Below are 25,580 nucleotides of genomic sequence, written 5' to 3'. Positions count from 1 at the left end.
TCTATCTCTTCAAAAACAAAGAATAATGATCTTCCTTTTTTATGAGAAAATATTACTTTCTCATGTTGACTAGTCTTACTTTCTATGGAGGCGTAAATGAGATTGGGGGTAACAAAATACTCTTGGAAGATAAAGGTACCAAAGTGTTTCTTGATTTTGGTATGAGCTTTGGTAAGCGTGGTAAATATTTTGATGAATTTATGAGTCCAAGAATTTCTACTGGATTACGTGATTTTATTGAAACAGGCTTGATTCCTAACTTGGATAGAGTTTATCGTTCTGATTTAATGGAGATGATGGGAAAAAGAGAAACAGATACTGACATTGATGCAGTTTTACTAACACATGCACATGCTGATCATGCAGATTATATTTCATTTTTACATGAAGAGATTCCAATTTACATGGGTGACACTTGCAAATTAATCCTAGAAGCAATTCGTGAAAGAGGACAACGAAGTTTTGAGCGAGAAATTTTATCATTTAAACCACGAACTGATAAAAATACTGATGAAGTAGAGCGAGACATTAGAACATTTAGAACTGGTGATAAATTCAAGATAGGTTCACTAGAAGTAGAACCAATTCATGTAGACCATTCAGTTCCTGGTGCATATGGATTTATCATTCACACCTCAGAAGGTGCAGTTGCTTATACTGGAGATATTCGTTTACATGGAATTAGACCTGATATGACTGAAGATTTTATAAAAGCTGCAACTGATTCAAAACCAATTGCGTTTATTTGTGAAGGAACTAGGATTAGCGATTTGGAAAGCAATGAAAGTGAACAAAAAGTATTTGATGATTGCAATGCACGTGTAAAAAATAATTCAGGACTAGTGATTTCTGATTTTAATTTCAAAGACATGGATAGAATGAGAACCTTTTATAACATTGCAAAACAAAATAATAGAAAATTTGTAGTTGATATTTCAAATGTTGCATATTTAAAACATTTATCAAAAGATCCACAGCTTGGAATTCCAAACTTTGATGATGAAAATATTGCAATTTTTAAACCAGAAAAATCATCTTGGAAGAAATATCAAAAAGACTTGTTTGATGAGCCAAATATTGTAACTGCATCTGATATTGCTAAAAATCAAGACAAGATGATTTGTGCATTTTCGTTTTGGAATTTTGGTGCTCTAATAGATATCAAACCAAAGCCAGGCTCTATTTACATTCATTCTCTATCTGAGCCGTATAATGATGAGGGAGAATTTGATAAAAGACGCGTAGATTCATGGCTAAGCCATTATGATTTGGAGCGTGTTCAGAGTCATTGCTCTGGGCACTCAAAGGGCCAATACTTGCTAGATATAGTAAAGACAGTTGATGCCAAGGCACTCTATCCTGTACATACTGAGCATCCAGACGCATACAACAAAGTCTCAAAGAATCTGATTCTGATCAAAGAAGGCGTAAAATACGAGGTATCCTAGGCGTTTTGTATGGCAAAGAAATCACAAAAGATTAAACCTAAACCAAAAAAGAAGACTGAGCCAGAAAATAAGACCAAACTAACTCCTGCAGAAAACAAAAAACAGAAAAAAATAGACTCCATGTCATTTGAGGATAAGCTTTGGGAGACTGCTGAATTATTAATTGGAGCTGTATCTCCATCAGAATACAAAAACATTGCGTTGGGATTAATGTTTGTTAAATTCATCTCAGATAGATATGAAGAAAGAAGAAAAGAAATTGAAAAAGAAACTAACAATCCAAAAAGCGAAATCTATTGTAAAACAGAAGAAAAAAGAAAATATTGGTTAAATCTCAAAGATCAATATTCTTCAAAAGGCATCTTTTATCTTAAAGAAGGAGACAGATGGAGTGATCTTAAAAAAATAATATCTACAGAAAAAAATCTTGGCATTAAAATTGATGCAATGCTAGATCAAATTGAAAAAGATAATTCTTCACTTGCAGGAGTATTGCCCAAAGTATTTTCAGGAGCTCCAATTCCAAATGATAATTTACAACAGCTAGTAGAATTATTTGATAGCATTACAACTCATGACCACTCAAAAGATGCATTTGGTAGAATCTATGAATATTTTATGAGAAATTTCTCAAAGAAATTAGGTGAAAAAGGTGGTGAATTCTTTACACCTGAATCTATTGTTAGATTACTAGTTGAAATCTTAGAACCATACCAAGGAATTGTTTATGACCCTACATGTGGTTCAGGTGGAATGTTTGTTCAAAGCTACAAGTTTTTGAAAGCTCACAAAGATGAGAATCAAAATACAAAGCAAGGAATTTCAATTTATGGAATAGAAAAGAAAAACGAAGTTCTACGTATATGTAAAATGAATCTCGCAATTCGTGGAATTGAGAGTAAAAATATTGTATTAGGAGATTGCTTTTTGGATCATCCACATTCAAAACTTAAAGCAAACCGTGTGCTTGCAAATCCTCCATTTAATCTTCGAGAATGGGGGTATGATAAGCTCAAAGAAGATGCAAGATTCCAAAAATATGGTATTCCTACACCAAGTAAAGCAGGTGGCAATTATGCATTCATGGAGCATATGTTGTACCATTTAGATGAAAAAGATGGTAGAATGGGAATTGTTTTGGCAAATGGCTCAATGGCATCTGGTGGAACTGAAGGAAAGATTCGTCAAAATATGATTGAAGATGATATTTTAGATTGCATGATTGCGTTGCCTACTAATTTATTTTTTACAGTAACAATTCCAGCTTGTCTTTGGTTTTTTACAAAAAACAAAGATGATGGAAAAACTAGAAAAAGAAAAGGAGAAACTTTGTTTATTGATGCAAGAAAAATATTTACAAAAATTGATAGAGTATTAAATGAATTATCCGAAGAACAAATTGAACAGATTGCAGGTACATATCGTTCTTACATTGGTGAGAAAGGACATCCAAAATACAAAGATATTCCAGGTTATTGTAAAGTTGCAACTAGAGATGAAATTGCAAAAAATAACTATGTTCTAACTCCTGGAAGATATGTAGGGGCTGAAGACATTGAAGATGATGATGAACCGTTTGAAGAAAAAATGAAACGACTAACTACCGAATATGCAAAACTTTCTGAAGAATCTGCTAAACTTGACAAAGAAATTCGCAAGAATCTAAAAGAGATCGGTTTTGAAATCTAACTTAATCTCAGAAAAAATAGATTTGCCTATTTGGAGATCATATCGTTTGGGGGATGTATGCAATATCCTTACAGGTAAATTAAATTCAAATGCTGCAGAAAATTTTGGCATGTACCCATTTTTTACATGTTCTAAAGATAATTTTAAAATTAATTCATACTCTTTTGATTGTGAAGCAATATTATTGGCAGGAAATAATGCAGTGGGGGATTTTGGAATAAAACATTACAAAGGAAAATTTGATGTTTATCAAAGAACATACGTTATAACTATAAAAAATGAAAGTGAGTTCGATTATGATTTTTTATATCATACATTAAAAACACACCTGAAAGATTTTCAAAGATATTCATATGGAACTGCAACACAATATTTAACAAAATCTATTTTGGACCCATTTGAGTTTAAAGCACCTAATATTCAAATCCAACAGAAAATTGGACATATATTGGGGACACTGAATAAAAGTATTGAAAAACTTCATTTGCAAAATATCCTTCTCGAAAAAATGATTCATTCTATTTTCAAGTCATGGTTCGTTGATTTTGATGGACAAACTGAATTTGTAGATTCTGAATTAGGACAGATTCCCAGAGGATGGATTTTATCTAAACTTGATGATATCTTATCATTGTTACGTGATGGTAGTCATAATCCCCCTCAACGTGTTGTCAAAGGAATATCTTTCATTACAGGTGGCACTCTAAATTTTATTATAGAATATGATAAAGCTACTTACATCACAGACGAAGATTACTATAAAATTCAAAAAAATTATCAATTAAAAGAAAATGACATAATGCTTTCAATTGTGGGCACCTTGGGCAATGTAGCAATAGTGAGGACAACTGATCTTCCATTATCTCATCAAAGAAGTGCCGCAATGTTAAGAGTAAATGAAAAAGCTAATTTTGTTTTTCTTTATTGTTTAATAAAATCTCCAGGATTCCAATTGTTTTTAGATACACATCAAACTAGAACTGCACAGCCTAGTATTTTTCTAGGTACATTATCTTCTTATGAATTTGTTCTTCCCTCAACTAAAATATTAAATAATTTCTTTAGGTTAGGCTCTCCAATAATTAAAAAAATGCAGGATAATTGTTCATCCATATTAATTCTAGAGAAAATTCGTGATTCACTTTTACCAAAACTAATGTCAGGAGAAATTCGAGTATGACTCCATCTGAACTAAACGAAGAAAAGCTAGTAGAGATTCCTGCCGAACATACATTTTCTGAACTATATGATGATGTAAAATATGATCCAGACATTAGACCAGGTCGAGAATTACAAGAACGAGATTCGTTACATGAAGTGCTATTAAAGAGAAGATTAAGGCAAAAACTAGTCGAATTAAACCCAGGAAATCCTGATATTGTATATGATATAGCAGTACAGAAAATTGAATTAATTTCAGAGCCCACTCTAATTGAAACAAATAGAGCATTTCATCAAATGCTATTATCTGGAATCAAAGTAGCATACCAGGAAGATAACCAGACAAAATATTCAGTTATGAAATTAATTGATTTTGATAATCCAGAAAAAAATGATTTTATTGCAGTCAGACAATTTCTTCTAGTTCAACATGAAGAAAGAAGACTAGATCACGTTATATTTGTAAATGGAATCCCTCTAATAATTTTAGAATACAAATCAATGGCAGACAAGAACGCTACAATTGTTGATGCATTTCATCAGCTAGGAAAAACAAAGTATCAACGAGATATACCAATAATATTTCGATACAATGCATTTCTAGTAATTAGTGATAGATTAAATGCAAAATATGGTACAATAAATGCACCATTTGAGCGATTCTCTGACTGGAATGATTTAACGCAGCCAGACAAAAAAGTAGCAAACAGATTAGAAATATTACAAAAATTACTATTAAATAAAACAACTATACTTGATGTAATTAAAAATTTTATCGAATACGAATCAGATGGTAAAAATCTAATCAAAAAGATTTGTCAACAGCATCAATACCATGCAGTAAATACAATTGTCAAAAAAACATCTGATGTATACTCACAACAAGGAGAAAACAGAATTGGTGTAGTTTGGCATACTACTGGTAGTGGAAAGTCATTAACAATGATTTATTATGTAAACTCATTATCTCAGATAGAAAAATTTGAAAATCCTACATTTATCATAATTACAGATAGGCGTGATCTTGATGAACAGCTAAATCACTTTTTTAGAATAGCTGGTTTTCCATATCCGAAACCAGAGACTGCTATACTAGAAGCTGATTCTATTTTAGATTTAAGAGAAAAATTACAAGTTCCATCTGGAAAAATTATTTTTACTACTATACAAAAATTCCAAACAACAGAAGAAGAAAGAGAAGGAAAAGTAAAGTATCCAAAAATCTCAGATAGGCGTAATATCATAATAATTGCCGATGAGGCTCATCGTTCTCAATACAAAAAGATGGCTCAAAACCTTCAGACTGCATTACCAAATGCACTTAGAATTGGTTTTACAGGCACTCCAATAGAACTTGAAGACCGTTCTACGACTCAGGTATTTGGTGATATTATCTCATCATACAAGATTCCAGAGGCAGTAAGAGATGGAGCTACAGTACAAATTTCTTGTGAAACCCATCCAGTAACATTGCTTTTACTAAACAAGTTTATTGGTAAAGACTTTGAAGAAATAACTCAAGGACTAGATGAAGAAAATGTTACCACTCTAGCTAGAAGAGGGGCAGAATTTACAAAGCTAGTTGAAGACCCCGATAGAATCAAAACAATTGCAAATGATATTGTTTCTCATTTTAATAAAAAACAAAAAATATTCAAAGGAAAAGCAATGATTGCAACTTCGACCAAGCTTGCAGCAGCTAGATTTGCAGATTACATTTCAAGTTTAAAAGTTGCTCCTGAATGCACTTGTATTGTTTCTGGTGCAACATCACAAAAACCTGAATCAACTCCTGAAAAGAGAACAAGAGAAGCAATTATTCAAAAACATTACAAAGATAAATTGACAATAGAAAATATACTGACAAGATTTAAAGATGAAAATGATCCTTTATCACTTTTAATTGTATGTGATATGTATCTTACAGGATTTGATGCACCACTAATTCATACAATGTATATTGACAAACCACTACGTGATCATAATCTGATTCAGGCAATCTCTAGAGTAAATAGAGTTTGGAAGAACAAACCAGGCGGTGCAATTATTGATTATATTGGAATCGCTGATGATCTTGATAGGGCATTTAGTGCATATGCTCAAGATGATGTTAAAGGTGCAATGATTCCAACTGCAGAAATAATTGAAATTATGAAAAAGAAACATTCTGATTTGATAAATTTCTTTGATCCTAAGATTAGCAATAGACAAGGATTAGATGAATCACAAGAACTTCAGTTAATCTATGATGCAATAGATGAAATTGTATATGATGATATTGTAAAACGAGAATTTATAAAAATTGTAACTGAACTGACAAAGGCATATGCTGTTTGTACTCCTCACCCGTCTTGTCTTGATGTAGAAGATGATTTGAGATTTTTTCAAAAATTGCGTAAGATTTTGCTCAAAGCTACCTCAAATGTGCCTGTGGATCTTACTGAAATGGAATCTGCAATATCTGACTTGGTAGAACAAGGAATAGGGGCAGATCAAGTAGTCAAAGGGTTTAAAATTTCATTTGATCCTAAAAAACAAGATATCTCAAAAGAATATCTAAACGATATTAAAAAATTAAAACAAAAAAATCTCAAAGCAGAACTAGCATACAAATTACTAGATGATGCAATTCAAGCTAAATTCAAACGGAATTTAGTAAAACGTAAATCATTTCAAGATAGAATTGAAGAAGCTCTAAGTAAGTATCATGCTAGGTTTTGGGATAATGATGATACTATACAAAAGCTAGAAGAAGTAGGTAAAGAAATTACAAATGAATCAAGTAGGGAGCAAGAACTTGGACTTAATGATGAAGAAATTGCATTTTATGATGTTGTATCTTTAGGTAAAGATTATGTAAAATCAGATGCTGTAATAAAACAAATTTCTTTGGATCTTACAAAATATCTTAAAGGAAATATAAGAATAGATTGGATTAATCAAGAAAATATTAAAGCTGAAATTAGAATGGGTGTTAGAAAAATTTTACTGCGAGCTGATTTTCCAACTGATAAAATTGAAGAGATTGTACCAAAAATAATGGATCAAGCTGAAACAAATTATGGATAAAATATGAAGACTTTCAAATTAAAAGAACTTGGTGAATTTAAAAATGGATTAAATTTTAATCAAGATGATTATGGTGTTGGATATCCGATAATCAATGTAAAACAATTGTATAAATCACGTTTTGCAAGTATAGAAAATTTACATGAATTAAAACTTGATTTTAAAAATAATATTGATGGTTATTTTATAAAGAAAAACGATTTACTTTTTGTCCGCGGTTCAATGGTTCCAAGTGGAGCAGGTCAAGCAGTTATGGTTAATGACTTCCTTCCTGGTACAGTTTTTAGTGGATTTATAATTCGATTTAGAACAACTAATTTCTCTAAAATAATCCCATTATTCTTGAACTATCTCTTGCGTTCACCATTATGCAGAGAGAAATTTGTAAGAATTGCAAGTGGTAGTGTACATTCCAATATGACTCAGGATATACTTGGAAATTTTGAAGTGGAACTTCCAGATTTAGAAACCCAAAAACAAATTCTTTCTGTTTTAGATTCAATTGATTCTAAAATTGAAATCATTGAAAAAAATAATTTCATATTGGAAAAAATTATCCAATCAATCTACAAATCTTGGTTTATTGATTTTGATGGACAAACTGAATTTGTAGATTCAGAATTAGGGCCTATTCCAAAAGGATGGACTTCATCAAAACTTGGCGATATATTGTCATTATTACGTGATGGTAGTCATAATCCACCTCTACGTGTTGAAAAAGGAATATCTTTCATTACAGGTGGAACATTGAATTTTGTTATAGAATATGATAAAGCTACTTACATTACAGATGAAGATTATCATAAAATTCAAAGAAATTACCAATTACAAGAAAATGATCTGATGCTTTCAACTGTGGGTACCTTGGGTAATGTCGCAATAGTTAGGGCAACAGATCTTCCATTATCTCATCAAAGAAGTGCTGCAATGTTAAGAGTAAATGAAAAAGCTAATTTTGTTTTTCTTTATTGTTTGATAAAATCTCCTGGATTCAAATTATTTTTAGATACACATCAAACTAGAACTGCACAACCTAGTATTTTTCTAGGTACGTTATCTTCTTTTGCATTTGTTCTTCCCTCGACTAAACTTTTAGATAGCTTCTTTAGGTTAGGTTTTCCATTAATTAAAAAAATGCAAGATAATTGTTCATCCATATTGATTTTAGAGAAAATTCGCGATTCTCTTTTACCAAAACTAATGTCAGGAGAGATACAAGTTAAAGTATAAATTTCTTATTACCATCTATTCAAGCAATCATTACATATCAATTGAGGATCATTTTCAGTAACACAACATCCGCCTAAAACAATCTTTTCTTGTTCCAAATCTTTTTTCAATTCTTTGGTCATTAACACATACCCATAAAGAATCTCTGAAGTATTTTTTGAATTACACTTAGAACAGACTGAAAATGTCATAAAACATCAAGAAATTAATAGATTAAAAATCTTGATCGTATTTTCAAATTCGCCTCTGAGCAAAGTAATTCCTTGCTACACAATACTGTTAATTTTGTTGAAGACCACAAATTCTGCTCTAATTGGATGAATATTGAACGGTATGACATTGACCAGATAATTCATTTTTGTCAAGGAATAGTAATATCATACTCTGTTAATTTCAAAGATATGTCTGCAGGAGCTATAATTTTGGGACTGCTCGGTTTAGCAGCATTAGTAAAATTATCCGAGCGAAAGTGCCCTGTTTGTAACAGAATAATTCCAATTACTCAGAATACTTGTTCTCATTGTGGTTATAGGTTGAGCAATTCTTGAGCTATTATTTTGCCATAACAAATTCAGGATTTCTAACACAAACCATTATTCGAATAGTGTTGGTTATAGTATTGATTGCAAATTTTTTCCTTCAAGTTCAATTTATAACAGATGTTGAATTATACCTAATTCTATATTTGGGATATTTATTGATTGTTCCGCCAATCATTCACTACAAACAAGAACAGACTAGAATAAAAAAAGAAAATGACACTCCGATTCGAAGGAAATTTTTAACAGTTAAAGAAGAACTTGACAAAGCTGTATCTAATGCTGCTGATCATCCTGAAGATGCAATGGGGCATGTCCGAACTGCATTAAATTTATCGTTGGCTAACAAATTTAATTTTGAAAAGATAACCTCTATGAAAGGATTTTTCAACGATGCAGAAAAGTTTGGATTGCCTTTACCTGGATATGAAATGATTTATGCTATATTTAATGAAGGAAGTAAAAGACTTCATGAAGGAAAAATTCATACTAATTTTGAAGTTAGTCATGCAATCAACACCATTACAAACTTTATTGTAGAATTAGAACGATTAGATATTCCTCAGGAATTAATTAAAGAATTTAAGATAAAATGCAAAAATGTGATTTGATTTATCTTTATCTTGAACCTATTCCTTCATAGAGTATGAACAATAATAAAATCCTTAAGTTCACATAGCAATTTTAAAAATATTGAAAAAACTAAGAAAATTAAATTCTAAATTCTCTAAATGTTTAAGTTTTATGCGTGAATTGGAACATTATTGAAAAAGTTCCTAGTAATATTTGCATTAATCATAATTAGCGTATCAATCACTGCTGTTTATGCTCAGAGCCAATATGAAATCCCATCATGGGTTAAAGGAGTTGCAGGATACTGGTCAGAAGGTAAGATCACAGACAGTGATTTTGGAGAAGCATTATCATTTTTAATTAATAATGAGATGATTAAAGTTCCAAAAATCCAAGAATTACAAAATGAGATTAGTCAACTTAAAACTGAAAATGCTCAGCTAAAAGCAAAACTAGGATCTACAACTGGAAAAGAAGTTTCAGCCACTAATAATTCTAAATGTTCAGGATCTGCAAAATGTGTTTCAGAGACGGTAACAAGAATAGTTGATGGAGATACACTATACACAACAAATTACAAAATTCGATTATCGCTAACAAATACTCCTGAAGTTAACGAGTCAGGATATTCCACAGCTACTACATTTACTAGCAAAATGTGTCCTGTTGGAAGTACCATCCTAATTGATCAAGATGATTTACAACTTTATGATACGTATGGAAGATTATTAGCAAATGTATACTGTGATGGAAAATTACTCAATTCCGCATTACTATACAATGGGTATGCAAACATCATGACAGAGTATTGTAGTACCAGTGAGTTTTCAGGTGAGAAATGGGCTAAAGACTTTGGGTGTGGTGTAAAACCTACTTTACCAACACAATCACCTACTAAATCCAGTACCATATCTCAAAGTTCTAGTAAATGTGATCCATCGTATCCAGACTTTTGTATTCCTACATTACCTCCAGATCTAGACTGTAAAGACATTCCACAAAAGAGATTCACAGTATTACAACCAGATCCACATAGGTTTGATGGAGACAAGGATGGAATTGGCTGCGAATCCTAAATCATTATTTTACTAATTATTTTATGAATTTAAGATTTTCATGATTCATTAAACTTTTTTAAATTATACCGATGACCGAATATGAGTGAAAAATACACATGTCATTGGAATTGTAATAATAGTAATTTTAATAATAATTGCAATATTTGGTGCAATACTTTACTATTCTTATACTCAGATTCATGTTAGTCTAAGGGATGCTTCATATCATAGCATAGAATGGTCATCTTTTTCATGGTCAACCCTTCTTAATTTAGGATTAAACGTCATAGCAGGAAATTGGTTAAGTGCTGCATTTGATCTGATTAATGGAATTAATCTGGATTTGACATTTGGATTGTATAATGGTGGACTGTTACCCGTGTATATTCCTGATTTATCTTATGATCTTTTAATCAATAATGTACGTGTTGGCAAAGGTTACAGTCAAGTCGATACAACCATTTATCCTGGTCAAACAAAAGAAATTTCTGCACTACAAAATTTCAAAAAAAGTAGTCTCTATCCTGTAATAGGTTCTATCGTAAGTAACGGTGGTGTAATTAATCTCAAAGTTAGTGGTACTGCCCATTTTAAATTACTTGTATTTGATATTCCAATCCAGTTTGAATCAACAAAATCTATTTCCATTAAAGATGAAATAAAAAAGAAGTTAGAAAGTGAAATTCAAAGACTAAAACCACAACCACAAAAAGAGATTGCATCTACAATTTCATCCTCTATTAAATCATTTATTGATACTTTAGACGGTGATGTAAAAAACTTGGATCTTCGTTTATCTGGAAGTAAAATTGTTGATTCTACATATAGAGTTCCTCCTGGGACATACAATTGGGTTTCATTTACCATGCAATGTACTGGAACTGTACAAGGCGGATTTTTGGCAAATGCTGCATTAGGCGATGATATTATTGTGTATCTTTTAGATGAAAATCAATTCAAAGGATTTGAAAATGGTGAGGCTGTTTCAACTTATTACAACAGTGGAAAAGTTGAATCGGGTACATTTAGTGCCAACTTGAAATCTGGAAAATATTATGTTGTAATGTCCAACTCTTACTCTATATTTTCCACAAAAACAGTCCAACTACAAGTTGCAGGAAGTTGTAGATAATGTTCAATAACTTATTTAATTCTAGACTCTAAAATAACAATTTTTGAAATCTAATATAGTAGAACATTATGAAAATCATATTGTCTGATCTTGATGATGTCAATGAACTACTTAAACTAGGAAAAGGTGATCCAGGTCGACTTGAACATATCAAAACTACTCTAGAATCAAACAAGACTCTTTTTGAATCTGACAAGACATATCTTCAACAACTAGTAGACGATAATCTATCTGAAAATACTGCTCCGAAATCTGTTGTCCATACAAGTAAAAATGACACAAATAAAGAATTTTGTGGCAAGTGTGGTACTGAAATTTCTGATAAATCAAATAGTTTTTGCTCTAAATGTGGTTCTCCAAGAAATGAACATGCAGAAGCATACTGTGGCAAATGTGGTCAGAAAATACACAATAATGCACCATGTCCAAACTGTCAAAATTATTCACCTCATACATCAAGACTACAAAGACCTGTAGAGTGGAAAAGTGAAAGCACTACTTTGGTTTTGTCTATTATCTTAGGATTGCTTGGTATTCAAGGTGTGGGGCATTTCTATGTTGGAAAAATTGGAAAAGGCGTTGCATATTTGATTGGTTCATTAGTGGTACTGATCATTGGAATTGGTTTAACTGTTACAGGAATTGGTGCAGTAATTGGCATTCCATTGCTTATTGTTTATTTTGTAATGTTTCTGTTTCAAATTCTTGATTCAAGAAAACTTTGTAGATATTATAATGATTATCTAGAAGAAAATAACAAAGCTCCCTGGTGATTAAAATTTCTCAAGGAATTATCTTTATCATCATAGGAGTAGTGCTCCTTATTCCAGGTTTCATATTTTTGAATATGCTTTTGCCTTTCCCATATGGTTTGGGTTCTGCATTATTGATAGGTCCTAGTTTTATTATTGTAGGAATAATCAAACTCAGTAAAACAAAAAAACTCGATAAGCCAATTTCTGATCAGACAAAATTTTGTACAAAGTGTGGTCAAAAACTATCTTCTGATTCACAATTCTGTATAAAATGTGGTGCTAAATCAAGTGATTAAAAATGACTAGTGAAAAATTTTGTACAAAGTGTGGTTCTGAACTTTCAATGGGCGATAGTTTCTGTACAAAATGTGGGAATCCGGTAAGTCCTGATTTGCCTGAGGAAAAAAATACTATGAAACGTCAACAGAGAAGTCCCTTTTGGTATCTTTTGCCAATATTCTTGGGTGTTTTAGGTGGAGTTGCGGCATATCTGATACTAAAAAACAATGATTATCAAAAAGCAAAAAGATCTTTATTTTTAGGTATTATTCTTACTTTGATTCCAGTATTCATTGTAATTTCTTTTGAAGTAGTATATGGCACACAAAATCCATTTTATGTAATAGCAAGCGGAAGTATGATTCCTGTTTTAGAAGTTTATGACATAGTTGTTATTCAAGGACATGTACCGTTTGAAGAAATCGAGGTAGATGATATTATTGTCTTTAATCATCCATCAGGGCATGATAGGGTTATTGTCCATCGGGTTGCATCAATTATAGATGACAATCCTAAAACAATCAGAACAAAAGGCGATGCCAATCCTGCATCAATTCCAGGAACTGATTTTCCAATTACTCAAGACGAGTATATTGGTAAAGTATCATATGTAATTCCACAAGCAGGTTATGTCACTCAATTACTGAAACCTCCGATGAATTATCTCCTGTATCTAATACCCTTGGCGATTATTTTTGGCATATTGGGATTCAAGCATCAAAAATACAAAAAATCAGGATAGAATACGTAAATAGACTAAATTTTTAATAAATACTTAAGTTCATACTTTTCTTAAAATTTATGTGAAATCCATCACTATTGGAATCATATTTTGTATTATTTTTTTAGTATAATCCAAAATGCGGATGCAAAAACATGGCAAGTTTATCTTAATCCAATGCCAAAACAATGGGAATCTCATTTTGGAAATATTTACTATGAAGCAACTGCCTACTGGGAAAAACGAGTACCTGGAACACATTTTACAGAAATTAATCAGCGTGAAAAAGCAGATTTTGTAGTCCAGTGGGCCAGTCAATTCTATGGGACTAGACTAGGATATTATATATCCAGTGCAAACAATGACCTTGGTAGGCCATACATTGCAATTACACTAGGATACATGGACGATGAATCTGTAAAATGGCAAGATGTAAAATTCAATCTAGTTGATGCTGAGTATGCAAAACTAATTACAATTCATGAACTCGGTCATGCGATAGGCTTTGATCATAGTGATGATCCTAATGACATCATGTATCCAACAATCTACAATTATGATGACTGGTTACAAAAAAAATCGCAAACCAAAAATCTTTTCAGTCAATTAGAAAACAACCTTCAAAAATCTCCTCAAAATATTATAACTCAATTTAATGCTAAGTCTATACCACTTAAAGAAGAAGTAAATTCCAAAGTAAGTGAAGCCAAAGGATATGTCTATTCAAGACAGGATCTTTTGTACTCTAAAAACTATCAAAATCCAGAAGCAAAAAAAGAACTGGATAAAGCTTGGGTTAAACTTGGTGAGGCAAAGGACTATCTTGCAAAATCAGAATGGACCCAAAAAGAAGGTGAAAAGTATCTATCTGTATCTGACCATAAGGAAGCATATTACAAGTATCTCTATTCACGTGAGATGGTAAACAAAGTATGGGATCCAATCCTTGAAATAAATTCTGCAATTCATTCAGCAGATATGTTGGAATTAGAGTACAATAGTCAAATTGAAAAGCAGATTGCAGACTCTGCAACTAAACAAAAAGACAAAACATGTCTTTGGATTTTCTGTTGGTAATTCAATCTCTTTATAACTTAAATCCAGTAATTCTACTCCCTTTAACTACCTTCATAAATTAACTATTGAAAATTAGAATTAAAACAATAAGGTTAACGAGGTTTACGAAAATTAACGGGGTTAACTAGGTTAACTAAGAATATCAAAGTTTCAGAATGTAAAGAATTTGAAGAAAATCATAATTTAATACATAACAAAATTGATTTAATATAGTTCTAGAATAATGATATAGAACATTTTATGATGGAACAAATTGAAGATAAATTTAAGAAAATAGTTGAACCTACTGAGCTACAATGTTTAATTGTGTTTTCTGATAAAAAGCATGTTCCATATGTTTATTCAAACATGATAAATTATATACAAATAATTCTTGAAGAAAAAAATTTCAAACCTATTTTATTAAATGAGAACATAAGAAGTGGAGAGGGTTATTTTGAAAGAGTTGAAGAGTTAGTTGATAGTTGCGTATTAGCGATCGTGTTACTTGACGGATTTCGTCCAAATGTATTATTTGAGTTTGGATTATTGAAGAGTAAAAAGAAACCAATAATCATAATTCAATCTTATGATGCGTACATAAATGTAAAAACTTTGTATGATGAAAGCATAAAAAATAGTACTCAAAAAATTCTAAACAAATTAGAAAATCCAAAATTAGATTTAAAAAAACATCTTAGTGATTATGCAGGAAAACATATCACATTCATTGACAACATGGCTAAAAGTTCAGACAATGATCATATTTCACAAGTATTAACAAAAGAAATTGAAAATAAATACAACCAGATAATTCAAGAAGCTAAATACATTAAAACAAAAAATATAAAACAAGAAATTCTAGAACCGCTTGCTCCATCATTAGTAAGAATAATTACAATGCATGGAAATGTTGCTAAATATACGATTGAAGAAATAACAAAAACTGAAAATGAAATAAGGACAATGGTGAAAGAAATGAGCATAAAACTCCCACATTCAATTTATGGCATAATTGCAGAAACATATAATGCTAAATCATCAAATGTTGCCAGTATTGAAGAGGAAATATATTGTTTAAAAAATGCAAAAAGAATTTTTGAAGAATCATTATCAAATATAGAAAATGATATTAAAAATAATATCGAAATAGCAACAACTAAAATAAAAATAGGAATAGTACTTCTTAATTTATCAGACATAGAAAACAAAAAAGAAAATCTAGAAAAATCAATTACAATACTAAAAGAAGCTTTGAAGATTATTACAAAAAAGAATAATCCTGAAGAATATGTTCAAATACAAACAAAAATCGGTATTGCCTATTCAATATTGTGTCTTTTCAGTAATAAAAAAGAAAATGCTAAAAAATCAATAGAGGCTCTTAAAGAAGCTTTGAAAATTATAACTCTGAAGAGAGATCCTGAAGGGTATGCTCAGATACAGATAAGAAAAAGTATTGCATATTATGGACTTTCAGACATAGAAAACAAAAAAGAAAATCTAGAAAAATCCATTGCATCTATAAAAGAAGCTTTGAAATTTAGAACACAAAAGATAGATCCAAAAGGGTATGCACATGCACAAATGCTTCTAGGGATTAGATATGGAAAACTTTCCGATGTAGAAAATGAAAAAGAAAATCTCAAAAAATCAATAGAGGCTCTTAAAGAAGCTTTGAAAATTATAACTCTGAAGAGAGATCCTGAAGGGTATGCAACTATTATAGAAAATATCGGAGTCACATATGATCGTCTTGCAACTATTGAAAATAAAAAAGAAAATTGTAAAAAAGCGATTAATGCTCTTAAAGAAGCTTTGAAGATTAAAACTCTGAAGAGAGATCCTGAAGGGCATGCACATGTAAAAGCAAATCTAGGTGGAACATACATTAAACTTGCAAATATAATATCTCTGAACACAATCAAAAAAGAAAATCTCAAAAAATCAATAGAGACTCTTAAAGAAGCTTTGAAAATTATAACTCTGAAGAGAGATCCTGAAGGGTATGCACAAGCACATGCGAAAATGGCTGTGGCATATGGAGAACTTTCTAACATAGAACATGAAAAAGAAAATCTCAAAAAATCGATTGAAGCCGTTGAAGAATCATTAAAAGCAGGAACCAAAGAAGTAGATCCTGAGGGTTATGCTTTTGCACAAACAAGTTTAGCTAATTCACTTACGAGACTTTCAAAATTAGAAAATAAAAAAGAAAACAAAATAAAAAATCTAAAAAAAGCAATTAATATGCTTAATGAAGCTTTGAAGATTAGAACTCTGAAGAGAAATCCTCAAGGGTATGTTTCTGTCCAGATAAATCTCGGCGTTACTTATGGAATTTTTTCAGAGATAGAAAATGAAGAAGAAAATCTCAAAAAATCAATAAATGCTCTAAAAGAAGCTTCGAAGATTAAAGATTCAAATATAAATTTGAAAATACGTCAAACAATCAATAAGAATTTGAAGATTTCATTAACTAGATTAGCTAGAACAAAAATAAAATACAAGAAAAAAATATCACTCCGATAGTTTTACAGAAAACTTCATTTCAAATATGGTATGTCCAAATGAAATATGTTGACCATTATTTCCTATTAATTCAAAAATTTTGGAACGACTAGTTACCTCATCAAATATTTTGATTTCTGGCTTCCATAGTGTTTCTTTAGGGTAAATTCCATTATTCTGTTCCCATCTTTCAATGTCTTTTTTCATCGAATTTATCATGCTTGATTTTGCTTGGAGGATCAAAATAGAATCATTTTTCTTGTTCTTTTCAAAAATAATTTCTTTTTCTAAAATTGCATATCTTCTGGTTCTTTTATCCCACATATCCCATTCAATCCAGTGGTACAACATTGGTAATTAGCAACACTTCCAGAATTTAGAACTTTTACTCTTGATGGATAAAATAAAAAGTATATTTTTATTTTTCACGCCTATCTGTGTCTATTTTTATCCCCGAAACGGTGGGAGTACACATGGCCATGTACCATCATGGTCCCGTCCAACTTGACATGAATTATTGATTCTTCCACTCTGACTAATTTTATGACATCCATAAAATATTATCAAATCTGTCATATTCTAGATTTGTTGAAAAATAGTTTAATCTACGGTTCACATAGACTAAACCTGCAATTTATATCAAATCCAATTATTTTGTTTGACATTGTCTCCTCGTATTCGAATGACCAAAAATGGAATACTATGTGAGACTGAAGGTAAACGCGTTAGTTTGGATCCTAAAAAAACTGATTCAATGGGAGTAAATTTTGTATCCCATGCACACTCTGATCATCTTCCATCCAAAAATGGCGGTACTATACTTGCCTCAATTGAGACAAGTGAGATTGCAAATCTCAGAGGTTTTAAGATGGAAAACCATGTACAAAATATTGTTGATTTTTCATTAATTGATAGTGGGCATATTTTAGGTGCAAAAAGTTTGCTTTTTGATGATATTTTTTACACTGGAGATATTTGTACGCGAGATAGAGGATTTCTTAAAGGTGGAATAATTCCAAAATGTAAAACACTAATCACAGAATGTACATTTGGTTTACCTGAATTTGTATTTCCAAAATTAGATGTTATTCAAAAACAAGTCAATGAATTGATCTCAGAACTTTATGGAAAAGGAATTCCTGTAATTTTATTGGGCTATCAGCTAGGAAAAGCTCAAACTATTACTCAACTTTTTGGTCATTGGGGACCATTGTATTTTCATGATTCTGTAAAACAAATGAATGCACTTCACCAGAAACTTGGTATTTCTCTAAATGATGGAATCGGTCATACTGAAGCAGAAAAAAATGGATTATTGAAAAACAAACCGTGGATGATGATAGCTCCGTTAATGTCTGAAAAGAATCAATTTCTCAAAGATATGAAGTCAAAGTATGGTGCAGTGACTATAGGTTTTAGTGGTTGGGCACAATCTCCTCGATTTGCATTTGGACGACGTTCAGATTATTCAATAATTATGAGTGATCATTGTGATTTTAATGAATTAGTAGACTTGGTAATTCGTTCTGAAGCGGAACAAGTTTACACTATACATGGATTTGTTGAAGAGTTTGCAGCACATCTAAGAACACTTGGAATTAGTGCACAACCGCTTCGTGAAAATTCTTTAGATGACTTTACTTAGTTTGAAATTTTCCACAATCACAATCTAATACTAAACATGTTTCAGAATTTCTAATGTGATCATGTGAGAAATGTTTGCATTTGTCATTTTTACATATTCTTCTTTGAGCCTCTCTTTTTACTACTGATTGGGCAATTGAATTTGCCTTGTCTATTGAATATCCTTTCTTATCCATGTAATAATGAACAATTCTATTATACAATAAATCTGGATTGAATTGTTTTTCTAGCATCTACTTTCCTCCTTGTGATGGTATGTAATGAAGTGTTATGGTTGAGCGAATCTTTGGAATCTTTCTAATTTTATTCGTAATTACATTATCAAGCGAATCTTTTGTGTCTGCTTGAACTTTGCAAAAAACATCATAAATTCCATATGTTCCTCTTACTTCTTTTACTTCTGGAATTTGCATAATTTGATTTATGATCTGCTCTTCGGAACCTAAATCACACTGTATCAAAATATATGCAATTTCCATAATTTATCCTCTTATCCTTCCCCGTCTATAATTTGATCCCTCATGGCAACCACATGCACAAGATGGATTATCGCATTTGCTCATACTTTTTTTATTCATGGTATGATTTGGTGATTATAGTATTTCAAAGCAACATATTTTTTATTAAAAAAATGTTTATTTTTTGAATTTGTTTTAAACAATTGTAATAATTTTTTACATCTTTCATATGTATTTTAAGTACCAATATCTGATGAATATTTTATCCTAACTAGATCTTTTGACTCTGATTTTTTGTAATCACTAATTTTTCACTACTATCTTATTTTTTAAAATGAAATTCATCTTGTATACATAAATCTCAGTAAAAATTCACTTTAACCATGAAAAAAATCCTTGTCCCTATTGATGGTTCTCCAAATTCTATAAGGGGTTTGGAAAAGGCAATTGAATTTGCTAGTAATGATAATTATTCTATAACTATTCTTCATGTTGCAACGCTTCCCCCAGTTCATATTATTGGGCACTCTAAAGACAAAGTCAAAAAATCTCTAGCAAAAAAATCTCAGAAATTTATCAAGGATGCAGAAGACAGATGTATTAATCAAAGTATACCATTTACAACGAAGTTAGTTTATGGTTCTGATCCTGCATATGATATTGAACAATTTGCTAAGAAATACAAACACGATCTGATTGTAATTGGAGCAAAAGGTAAAAGCACTTTAAAACGTCTTTTCTTGGGAAGCGTTTCAAGCTATCTTGTTGAAACCACAAAGACTCCAGTGACTGTAATAAAATAAATAAGTTAAAAATTTTAATGATTTAGAAATAATATGAATCTCTAATAATGTATATTTCCTGATTGTTCTATCTTATAAAATCTCATTAAATCTTTAAGTTTCAGTATTTTATGTGAGTGTTATGTGCGAAACTCTGGATGAAATTCATGAAGCGCAATTAGCTGCAGTTATAGCTAGAATGCGAAAAGAACATTCAAAGAAAGAACAGCAATCAATCTGTAATTGAAAATTTATTTCAATACCATGCCTATATCCATAAGATTCGTATGGGTAAAATCGGTTCGAATATTGCATTTTTGTTTTTGAAAGAATCTTGCAGAATCACTATTTTTTAAAAATTCTTTAATTATTGACTCGTCAATTTTGATATTTTCTATTATTGCTCCTGCAAATAATGAATTTCCATCAATCCCATCGGTACCTGCTGATGCAATAGCAATTTTTTTCATGTTTTGTGCATTCTTTAAAATTCTTAAAACTAACTCTTGATTTCTTCCTCCTGATCCTTTTCCGATTACTTCAACTGTCGGTTCACCACCAAATATTAGGCAAGTTTTTTGTTCATCTGAAATATTTTCCATAATTTTTTGTGTAGCATCTTTTATGTTACCAAATATCTGCATCGTTTTTGTTTTATATCCAAGCTCTTTAGCTTTTAATTCCATTGCATCAAGACAATTTTTATTGTTTGCAATGATGTAATTTTCAATCAGTGCTTTTTTCGGTGTTTCAGGAATCTTTCCTTTAAATCCATCTTCTAATCTTTGTAAAATTTCTAATGGGATTTTATTTTTTAATTTGTACTTGTTGATTATGTTTAGTGCCTCTAAAAATGTTGTATCGTCCATGTATGTTGTCCCTGATGCAATAGATGAAAGATCATCTCCTTCAACATCTGACATGACTAGTCCAATTCCTTGACATTTAGTATTTTCAACTAGTCTGCCCCCCTTGATTTTTGATAAGTGTTTTCTAATACAGTTAAACTCTTGAATTGTAGATCCTGATTTTAGCAACAGATCGGTCACGTAGATTTTATCATCCAATGTTATGTCATCAGGAATTGCAAGTAATGATGATCCTCCCCCTGAGACCAAATAAATCACTAATTCTCCTTCTCTTCTATTTTGTAGAAATTTTATCACTTCTTTTGCTGCCTTTACACTTGTCTGATCAGGTTTTGGATGTCCAGAATTAAAAATCTGAAATTTTTTACCTTTTATTTTTGATTTTGAACCTTTTGGGATTACTATGATGCCGTTTTTTATTGGAATTATAGCATTTAGTGCCCGTGTCATGGAATCTCCTGCTTTTCCAAATGCCACCGTATAGATTCCAGAAAACTTGTTTAGTTTGATAGTTTTTCCGTTAATTTTAATTTCTTCTGGAGTGACAAATTTTGGTATAATATTTTCTGGGTCTGCAGCTTTTAGTCCTTCCTCTAGAATCTTCAAACAATCTATCTTCTTTTCTGATGTTGCCAATTCTTCATAATTTTGAATAATCATACGTTTCTTTTTCACGCCAAGATATAATAATAATCAATGATGGTTAGATTTATGCACACAGTACGCATTCCAAAAATAATTAATTTTGGAAAAAATGCACTTGGTGAAACAGAATACCCAAAAAACGCCCTAGTTGTTACAACCGTTCCTCCAGAACTTTCTGATAAATGGCTTGGTAAAATGGGGATTAAGGACTATTTACTGTATGATCAAGTAACACCTGAACCATCAATTGATGATGTCAATACTGTTATTTCAAAATTCAAAGACAAGAACCCTTCAGTGCTAATTGGATTAGGAGGAGGCAGTTCAATGGATGTAGTAAAATATGCTGCACCTGAAATGAAAAAAGAAAAAATCTTAATTCCAACTACATTTGGAACAGGAGCTGAAATGACAACATATTGCGTTTTGAAGTTTGATGGAAAAAAGAAGCTATTGCGAGAAGACAGATTTCTTGCTGACATGGCTGTAGTCGATTCGTATTTTATGGATGGTACTCCAGAACAAGTCATCAAAAGCTCTGTTTGTGATGCATGTGCACAAGCCACTGAGGGCTATGACAGCAAACTCGGTAATGACTTTACAAGAACAATGTGTAAACAAGCATTTGAGATACTCTATGATGCAATTATGAATGACAAACCGGAAAACTATCCTTATGGTTCGATGCTTTCTGGTATTGGATTTGGTAACTGTTCAACTACACTTGGACATGCATTATCATATGTGTTCTCAAATGAAGGAATTCCACACGGATACTCGTTGTCTTCTTGTACTACAGTTGCACATAAGCATAACAAATCTATCTTCTATGATAGATTCAAAGAAGCCATGGCTAAACTTGGCTTTGATAGATTGACTCTAAAGGCTGACGTATCAGAAGCAGCAGATACTGTAATGACTGACAGGGGACATTTGGATCCAAATCCAATTCCAATCACTAAACAAGATGTCATCAAGTGTCTAGAGGATATTAAATCAGGTAATCTATAAAAAATCCACACGGATTTTACTTTTTTTCTATTTTATTGATACATTATAACGATTCTCGTTTTGACTAAACTTATTTATGCTAATGTTTTAGTCTAATTGTATGATTACTGAAAAGCCATTAAAATTCGGTATTCAAAACGGATTAAATGTTGCCCGTGCAGGATATTCTGAAGATCAAATTTTAACTGCCTGTATGCTTGCCGATAAAACTGGCTATGATTCTATTTTCTATATGGATCACACAAATGTGCCCCAATGGAGAAATGCTATAGTTTTAGATCCTTGGGTAATGCTTTCTGCAATCGCTGCAGTTACAAATAATGTTGAACTGGGAACTTGTGTAACTGATGCAATCAGAAGACATCCCTCAAACATTGCATTAGCTGCAATTACACTTGATAGAGTTTCAAAAGGAAGAGCAATTTTAGGAATTGGTGCAGGTGAAGCTCAAAATTTAAAAGAATTTTGTATTCCATTTGAAAAACCAGTTTCAAAATGGGAAGAACAAATTCAAGTTATCAAAACATTGTATGGTTCAACTCCTGATAATACTGTAAATTACGATGGTAAATATTACAAACTAGAAGGTGCATGTCTTCAAGCACCTCCAATTAGAAAACCACATCCACCAACTTATATGGCATCAGGCGGTACTCGCACTTTAGAACTCACTGGAAAATTAGGAGAAGGATGGTTGCCAATTGGTTATACTCCTGAATTATTTGAAGATCATGCAAAACAAATTCAAACATCTATGAATAAACATAATCGTACTCAAGAAGAAAAAGATAAGTTCCAATATGCACTTGACATTGACGTTTACTTTTCAGAAGATGCAGAAGAATCATGGGCAAAAATGAAAGAAGCTGTAAAGGTAAGTTTGTTCAAGCCTGAAGTCTTACGAGTACATGGCATTAAAGAAATTGAAGGGTTTGATTTTGTAAAATACTTTACAGAATATTCAATGTCTGATCAATCTTGGATTGTAAAAATGAGAGAAGCTGCAACAAAAATTCCTGATAAAATTGCTCGCTCATCAACTGCCGTTGGTACTCCTGATGATATTATTCCTACATTTGAACGATTTATGAAAGCAGGTGTAAACCATTTCGTAATTAGATTCTGGGGTAAGAATTACTTTGGCTCAATTGATAAATTTGCAAGCCATGTGATGCCTTACCTGCGTGAACAAATCCAAAAATAAGTCTGTTTTAAATCGAAAATCATTTACTATACCATAACTTGCTAATTGGTATGGATGACGAACTTCCTGAGGCAATAAAAAAGTGCATCAAAATTCTCGAAGAAAATATTGATATTTTATCTAACATTGAGATGGACTTGGAAGATCAAAAAGAAGATGAAATAGTTTCAAATCTAAAAATCCATGATCTTTATGATATGACTGAAGATCTTGCAGAATCTACAAAACTAAAACGTGCTGAATTCAATCTTATGCGCAGAAATGCAGAAAATCTTCCACAAAATTAAATTACGATTTATGTGGTCGCCTGTTTTTACTTTTCATTCTAGTGTATGATCTCACTTGTCGTTTTTTGTGTTGTTTTTCAATTCTTTTTCTTGTACGTGCAGTTGCATTTGTTTCACTTTGAATTACTTTGACTTTACTTCCATCTCTTAGCATTATTGGTTTTCCTTTAAATCTAAATTCTGCATCATGGCATTTTGTATAGTATTTACTTAGACAAAAAAATATTCTATTATTTGTACCATGCATCTGTTTTACATCTTTTGATTTTTTTAATTCATTGAGAATGTTTCTTAATTGCCCTTTGTCAACATCTGAAATTCTGTGTAACTCTCTAAACCAAATGAATTTTGAATTTGATCCCCAATCTTCAAGTGTTTTAAGCACTAAATTTGTTGCTTCCATCCATTCTTCTTCTTTTTCGTCCAACTCTTATTCTCTACATTAGTCCTATATTTTAGGAATCTTATTTCACATTTAGAATTTTTTTGTTCTAGTAATTTCTTTTAATCTTGATTTTGTTACTTTAGCTGATTGTGTTTGATTTTTTCCCATCTCTTTGGCAACTTTATCTATTTTTTTTATAATTTTTGATTGTTCCTCTGGAGAAGTTGATTTTAAGAGATTTTTTTTAATATTTTTAATTCTGAGGAATATTTTTTGAACTCATTTTTTAATTCATTCAGATATGGATCGTCCATAATTTTCTTTAATTACCTTGTATTTTAGCGATTAATGATCTGGATTTATAATATTATTAGTAGAATTGCTTTTATTGCAACTAGTTGGAATTTTACAAATAAAGTCACCCCAAAAAATTAAAGAATTTTTGAATCAAGAACATGTTGGACGTATTTCAAGTATTGATGAGAATGGATATCCTCAGATAATCCCAATGAATTTTGTTTTTTTAAATGATTTTGTATACATGCATTCGCATATCAAAGGTGAAAAAATAGATAACATCAATAGAAACTGTAAAGTTGGGTTTGAAGTTGATAGAGAGTTGGAATTTTTACCCTCATATTTTGAAGATCCAAAAGATGCATCTCTGGCTGATACATTGTATGTCAGCGTTGTAATCAAAGGTACTGCATCACTAGTATCAAACAAGGAAGAAAAAACACTTGCGTTAAATGGCTTAATGAAAAAATATCAGCCTGAGGGTGGGTATGATCCGATCCAATCTTCTATGAGAGTTTTAGATGCAGTAGCAGTTATCAAAGTTATTCCTGAAGTTCTTTCAGGTAAATACAAAATTGGACAAAACATGCGTCCTGAAAGTAGAGTTCATTTGGCACAACAAATACTAAAAAGAAATTCTCCAACTGCAAAAGAAACTTTGAAAATAATGGGATTTGAAATTACTAGTTCTGGATTGCAGATGGTTGATGAACCAGTTTGGTAATATCTTGTGGTTTGAATTTCAACCCTTTTTTTGATATGACTATTTCTATCATT

General features: G+C 31.3%; 25 protein-coding genes. 20 read left to right on the top strand and 5 right to left on the bottom strand.

Translation table 11 applies throughout. The features are described from left to right. Positions 1-62 precede the first annotated feature (62 nt). The 14 genes from MY1_RS06030 to MY1_RS05965 all read left to right on the top strand — a co-directional run bounded on the left by MY1_RS06030 (position 63) and on the right by MY1_RS05965 (position 17,242). Positions 63-1,448: an MBL fold metallo-hydrolase gene (locus MY1_RS06030; RefSeq protein WP_007550951.1), complete on the top strand. Its 1,386-nt coding sequence runs from the start codon at positions 63-65 to the stop codon at positions 1,446-1,448. Between the two features lie 9 nt (positions 1,449-1,457). After that, a complete protein-coding gene (locus MY1_RS06025; RefSeq protein WP_007550950.1) occupies positions 1,458-3,137 on the top strand; it encodes a type I restriction-modification system subunit M in 1,680 nt (559 codons plus the stop codon). Continuing rightward, a complete protein-coding gene (locus tag MY1_RS09405) occupies positions 3,127-4,317 on the top strand; it encodes a restriction endonuclease subunit S (RefSeq protein WP_052296748.1) in 1,191 nt (396 codons plus the stop codon). The genes MY1_RS06025 and MY1_RS09405 overlap by 11 nt, the downstream gene beginning before the upstream one ends. After that, positions 4,314-7,367 carry a type I restriction endonuclease subunit R gene (locus MY1_RS06015; protein WP_007550948.1) on the top strand — a complete coding sequence of 1,018 codons (3,054 nt, stop codon included), beginning with the start codon at positions 4,314-4,316 and terminating at the stop codon, positions 7,365-7,367. The genes MY1_RS09405 and MY1_RS06015 overlap by 4 nt, the downstream gene beginning before the upstream one ends. 3 nt (positions 7,368-7,370) lie before the next feature. Continuing rightward, complete coding sequence (locus MY1_RS06010) at positions 7,371-8,597, top strand: restriction endonuclease subunit S (RefSeq protein ID WP_007550947.1); 1,227 nt, start codon at positions 7,371-7,373, stop codon at positions 8,595-8,597. A 317-nt stretch (positions 8,598-8,914) separates the two neighbouring features. Next, positions 8,915-9,145 carry a zinc ribbon domain-containing protein gene (locus MY1_RS09615; RefSeq protein ID WP_157832753.1) on the top strand — a complete coding sequence of 77 codons (231 nt, stop codon included), beginning with the start codon at positions 8,915-8,917 and terminating at the stop codon, positions 9,143-9,145. After that, a complete protein-coding gene (locus MY1_RS06000) occupies positions 9,142-9,747 on the top strand; it encodes a hypothetical protein (RefSeq protein ID WP_048109869.1) in 606 nt (201 codons plus the stop codon). The genes MY1_RS09615 and MY1_RS06000 overlap by 4 nt, the downstream gene beginning before the upstream one ends. 153 nt (positions 9,748-9,900) lie before the next feature. Then, positions 9,901-10,785 (top strand): thermonuclease family protein, encoded by an 885-nt coding sequence (locus MY1_RS05995; RefSeq protein WP_007550944.1) that lies wholly within the window; start codon positions 9,901-9,903, stop codon positions 10,783-10,785. An 85-nt stretch (positions 10,786-10,870) separates the two neighbouring features. Continuing rightward, entirely contained in the window at positions 10,871-11,899 is a 1,029-nt protein-coding gene (locus MY1_RS05990) for a hypothetical protein (RefSeq protein WP_007550943.1), read from the top strand. A gap of 68 nt (positions 11,900-11,967) precedes the next feature. Then, the gene (locus tag MY1_RS05985; protein WP_007550942.1) at positions 11,968-12,672 is read left to right on the top strand and encodes a TM2 domain-containing protein; all 705 of its coding nucleotides are present in this window, start codon (positions 11,968-11,970) and stop codon (positions 12,670-12,672) included. Then, positions 12,669-12,950, top strand: a complete 282-nt coding sequence (locus MY1_RS05980; RefSeq protein ID WP_048109867.1) for a zinc ribbon domain-containing protein — start codon at positions 12,669-12,671, stop codon at positions 12,948-12,950. The genes MY1_RS05985 and MY1_RS05980 overlap by 4 nt, the downstream gene beginning before the upstream one ends. A 2-nt stretch (positions 12,951-12,952) precedes the next feature. After that, positions 12,953-13,675: a signal peptidase I gene (locus tag MY1_RS10030; RefSeq protein WP_007550940.1), complete on the top strand. Its 723-nt coding sequence runs from the start codon at positions 12,953-12,955 to the stop codon at positions 13,673-13,675. A gap of 90 nt (positions 13,676-13,765) precedes the next feature. After that, the gene (locus MY1_RS05970; protein ID WP_007550939.1) at positions 13,766-14,731 is read left to right on the top strand and encodes a matrixin family metalloprotease; all 966 of its coding nucleotides are present in this window, start codon (positions 13,766-13,768) and stop codon (positions 14,729-14,731) included. A gap of 240 nt (positions 14,732-14,971) precedes the next feature. Continuing rightward, positions 14,972-17,242 (top strand): hypothetical protein, encoded by a 2,271-nt coding sequence (locus MY1_RS05965; RefSeq protein WP_048109864.1) that lies wholly within the window; start codon positions 14,972-14,974, stop codon positions 17,240-17,242. Here MY1_RS05965 and MY1_RS05960 read toward each other — a convergent pair. Beyond that, positions 17,231-17,572: a hypothetical protein gene (locus MY1_RS05960; RefSeq protein WP_007550936.1), complete on the bottom strand. Its 342-nt coding sequence runs from the start codon at positions 17,570-17,572 to the stop codon at positions 17,231-17,233. The genes MY1_RS05965 and MY1_RS05960 overlap by 12 nt on opposite strands. 331 nt (positions 17,573-17,903) lie before the next feature. Between MY1_RS05960 and MY1_RS05955 the strand changes: the two genes are divergently transcribed. Then, on the top strand, positions 17,904-18,866 hold the full coding sequence (locus MY1_RS05955) for an MBL fold metallo-hydrolase (RefSeq protein WP_007550934.1): 963 nt from the start codon (positions 17,904-17,906) through the stop codon (positions 18,864-18,866). On the opposite strand, the gene MY1_RS05950 is transcribed toward MY1_RS05955, so the two are convergent. Beyond that, entirely contained in the window at positions 18,859-19,098 is a 240-nt protein-coding gene (locus tag MY1_RS05950) for a hypothetical protein (protein WP_007550932.1), read from the bottom strand. The two genes, MY1_RS05955 and MY1_RS05950, sit on opposite strands and share 8 nt — an antisense overlap. Further along, complete coding sequence (locus MY1_RS05945) at positions 19,099-19,344, bottom strand: Lrp/AsnC family transcriptional regulator (protein WP_007550931.1); 246 nt, start codon at positions 19,342-19,344, stop codon at positions 19,099-19,101. Between the two features lie 362 nt (positions 19,345-19,706). Here MY1_RS05945 and MY1_RS05940 point away from each other — a divergent pair, with 362 nt between their 5' ends. Next, entirely contained in the window at positions 19,707-20,126 is a 420-nt protein-coding gene (locus MY1_RS05940) for a universal stress protein (protein WP_007550930.1), read from the top strand. Between the two features lie 230 nt (positions 20,127-20,356). On the opposite strand, the gene MY1_RS05935 is transcribed toward MY1_RS05940, so the two are convergent. Beyond that, a complete protein-coding gene (locus MY1_RS05935) occupies positions 20,357-21,634 on the bottom strand; it encodes a glycerate kinase type-2 family protein (protein ID WP_007550928.1) in 1,278 nt (425 codons plus the stop codon). 51 nt (positions 21,635-21,685) lie between these two features. Between MY1_RS05935 and MY1_RS05930 the strand changes: the two genes are divergently transcribed. The 3 genes from MY1_RS05930 to MY1_RS05920 all read left to right on the top strand — a co-directional run bounded on the left by MY1_RS05930 (position 21,686) and on the right by MY1_RS05920 (position 24,121). Further along, positions 21,686-22,630 carry an iron-containing alcohol dehydrogenase gene (locus MY1_RS05930; RefSeq protein WP_007550926.1) on the top strand — a complete coding sequence of 315 codons (945 nt, stop codon included), beginning with the start codon at positions 21,686-21,688 and terminating at the stop codon, positions 22,628-22,630. A gap of 100 nt (positions 22,631-22,730) precedes the next feature. Continuing rightward, positions 22,731-23,834, top strand: coding sequence for an LLM class flavin-dependent oxidoreductase (locus MY1_RS05925; protein WP_007550924.1), 1,104 nt, complete (start codon positions 22,731-22,733; stop codon positions 23,832-23,834). Positions 23,835-23,884: 50 nt separating this feature from the next. After that, a complete protein-coding gene (locus MY1_RS05920; RefSeq protein ID WP_007550923.1) occupies positions 23,885-24,121 on the top strand; it encodes a hypothetical protein in 237 nt (78 codons plus the stop codon). A 1-nt stretch (position 24,122) separates the two neighbouring features. On the opposite strand, the gene MY1_RS05915 is transcribed toward MY1_RS05920, so the two are convergent. Next, the gene (locus MY1_RS05915; RefSeq protein ID WP_007550921.1) at positions 24,123-24,548 is read right to left on the bottom strand and encodes a hypothetical protein; all 426 of its coding nucleotides are present in this window, start codon (positions 24,546-24,548) and stop codon (positions 24,123-24,125) included. A gap of 346 nt (positions 24,549-24,894) precedes the next feature. Between MY1_RS05915 and MY1_RS05905 the strand changes: the two genes are divergently transcribed. Beyond that, positions 24,895-25,527: a pyridoxamine 5'-phosphate oxidase family protein gene (locus MY1_RS05905; protein ID WP_007550920.1), complete on the top strand. Its 633-nt coding sequence runs from the start codon at positions 24,895-24,897 to the stop codon at positions 25,525-25,527. Positions 25,528-25,580: the final 53 nt, after the last annotated feature.

Origin of the sequence: Nitrosarchaeum koreense MY1 (genome assembly GCF_000220175.1) — an archaeon.
GTDB classification, from domain to species: domain Archaea; phylum Thermoproteota; class Nitrososphaeria; order Nitrososphaerales; family Nitrosopumilaceae; genus Nitrosarchaeum; species Nitrosarchaeum koreense.
Note: the sequence above shows the minus strand (reverse complement) of the source record. Positions and strands in the feature narration are given on the sequence as shown.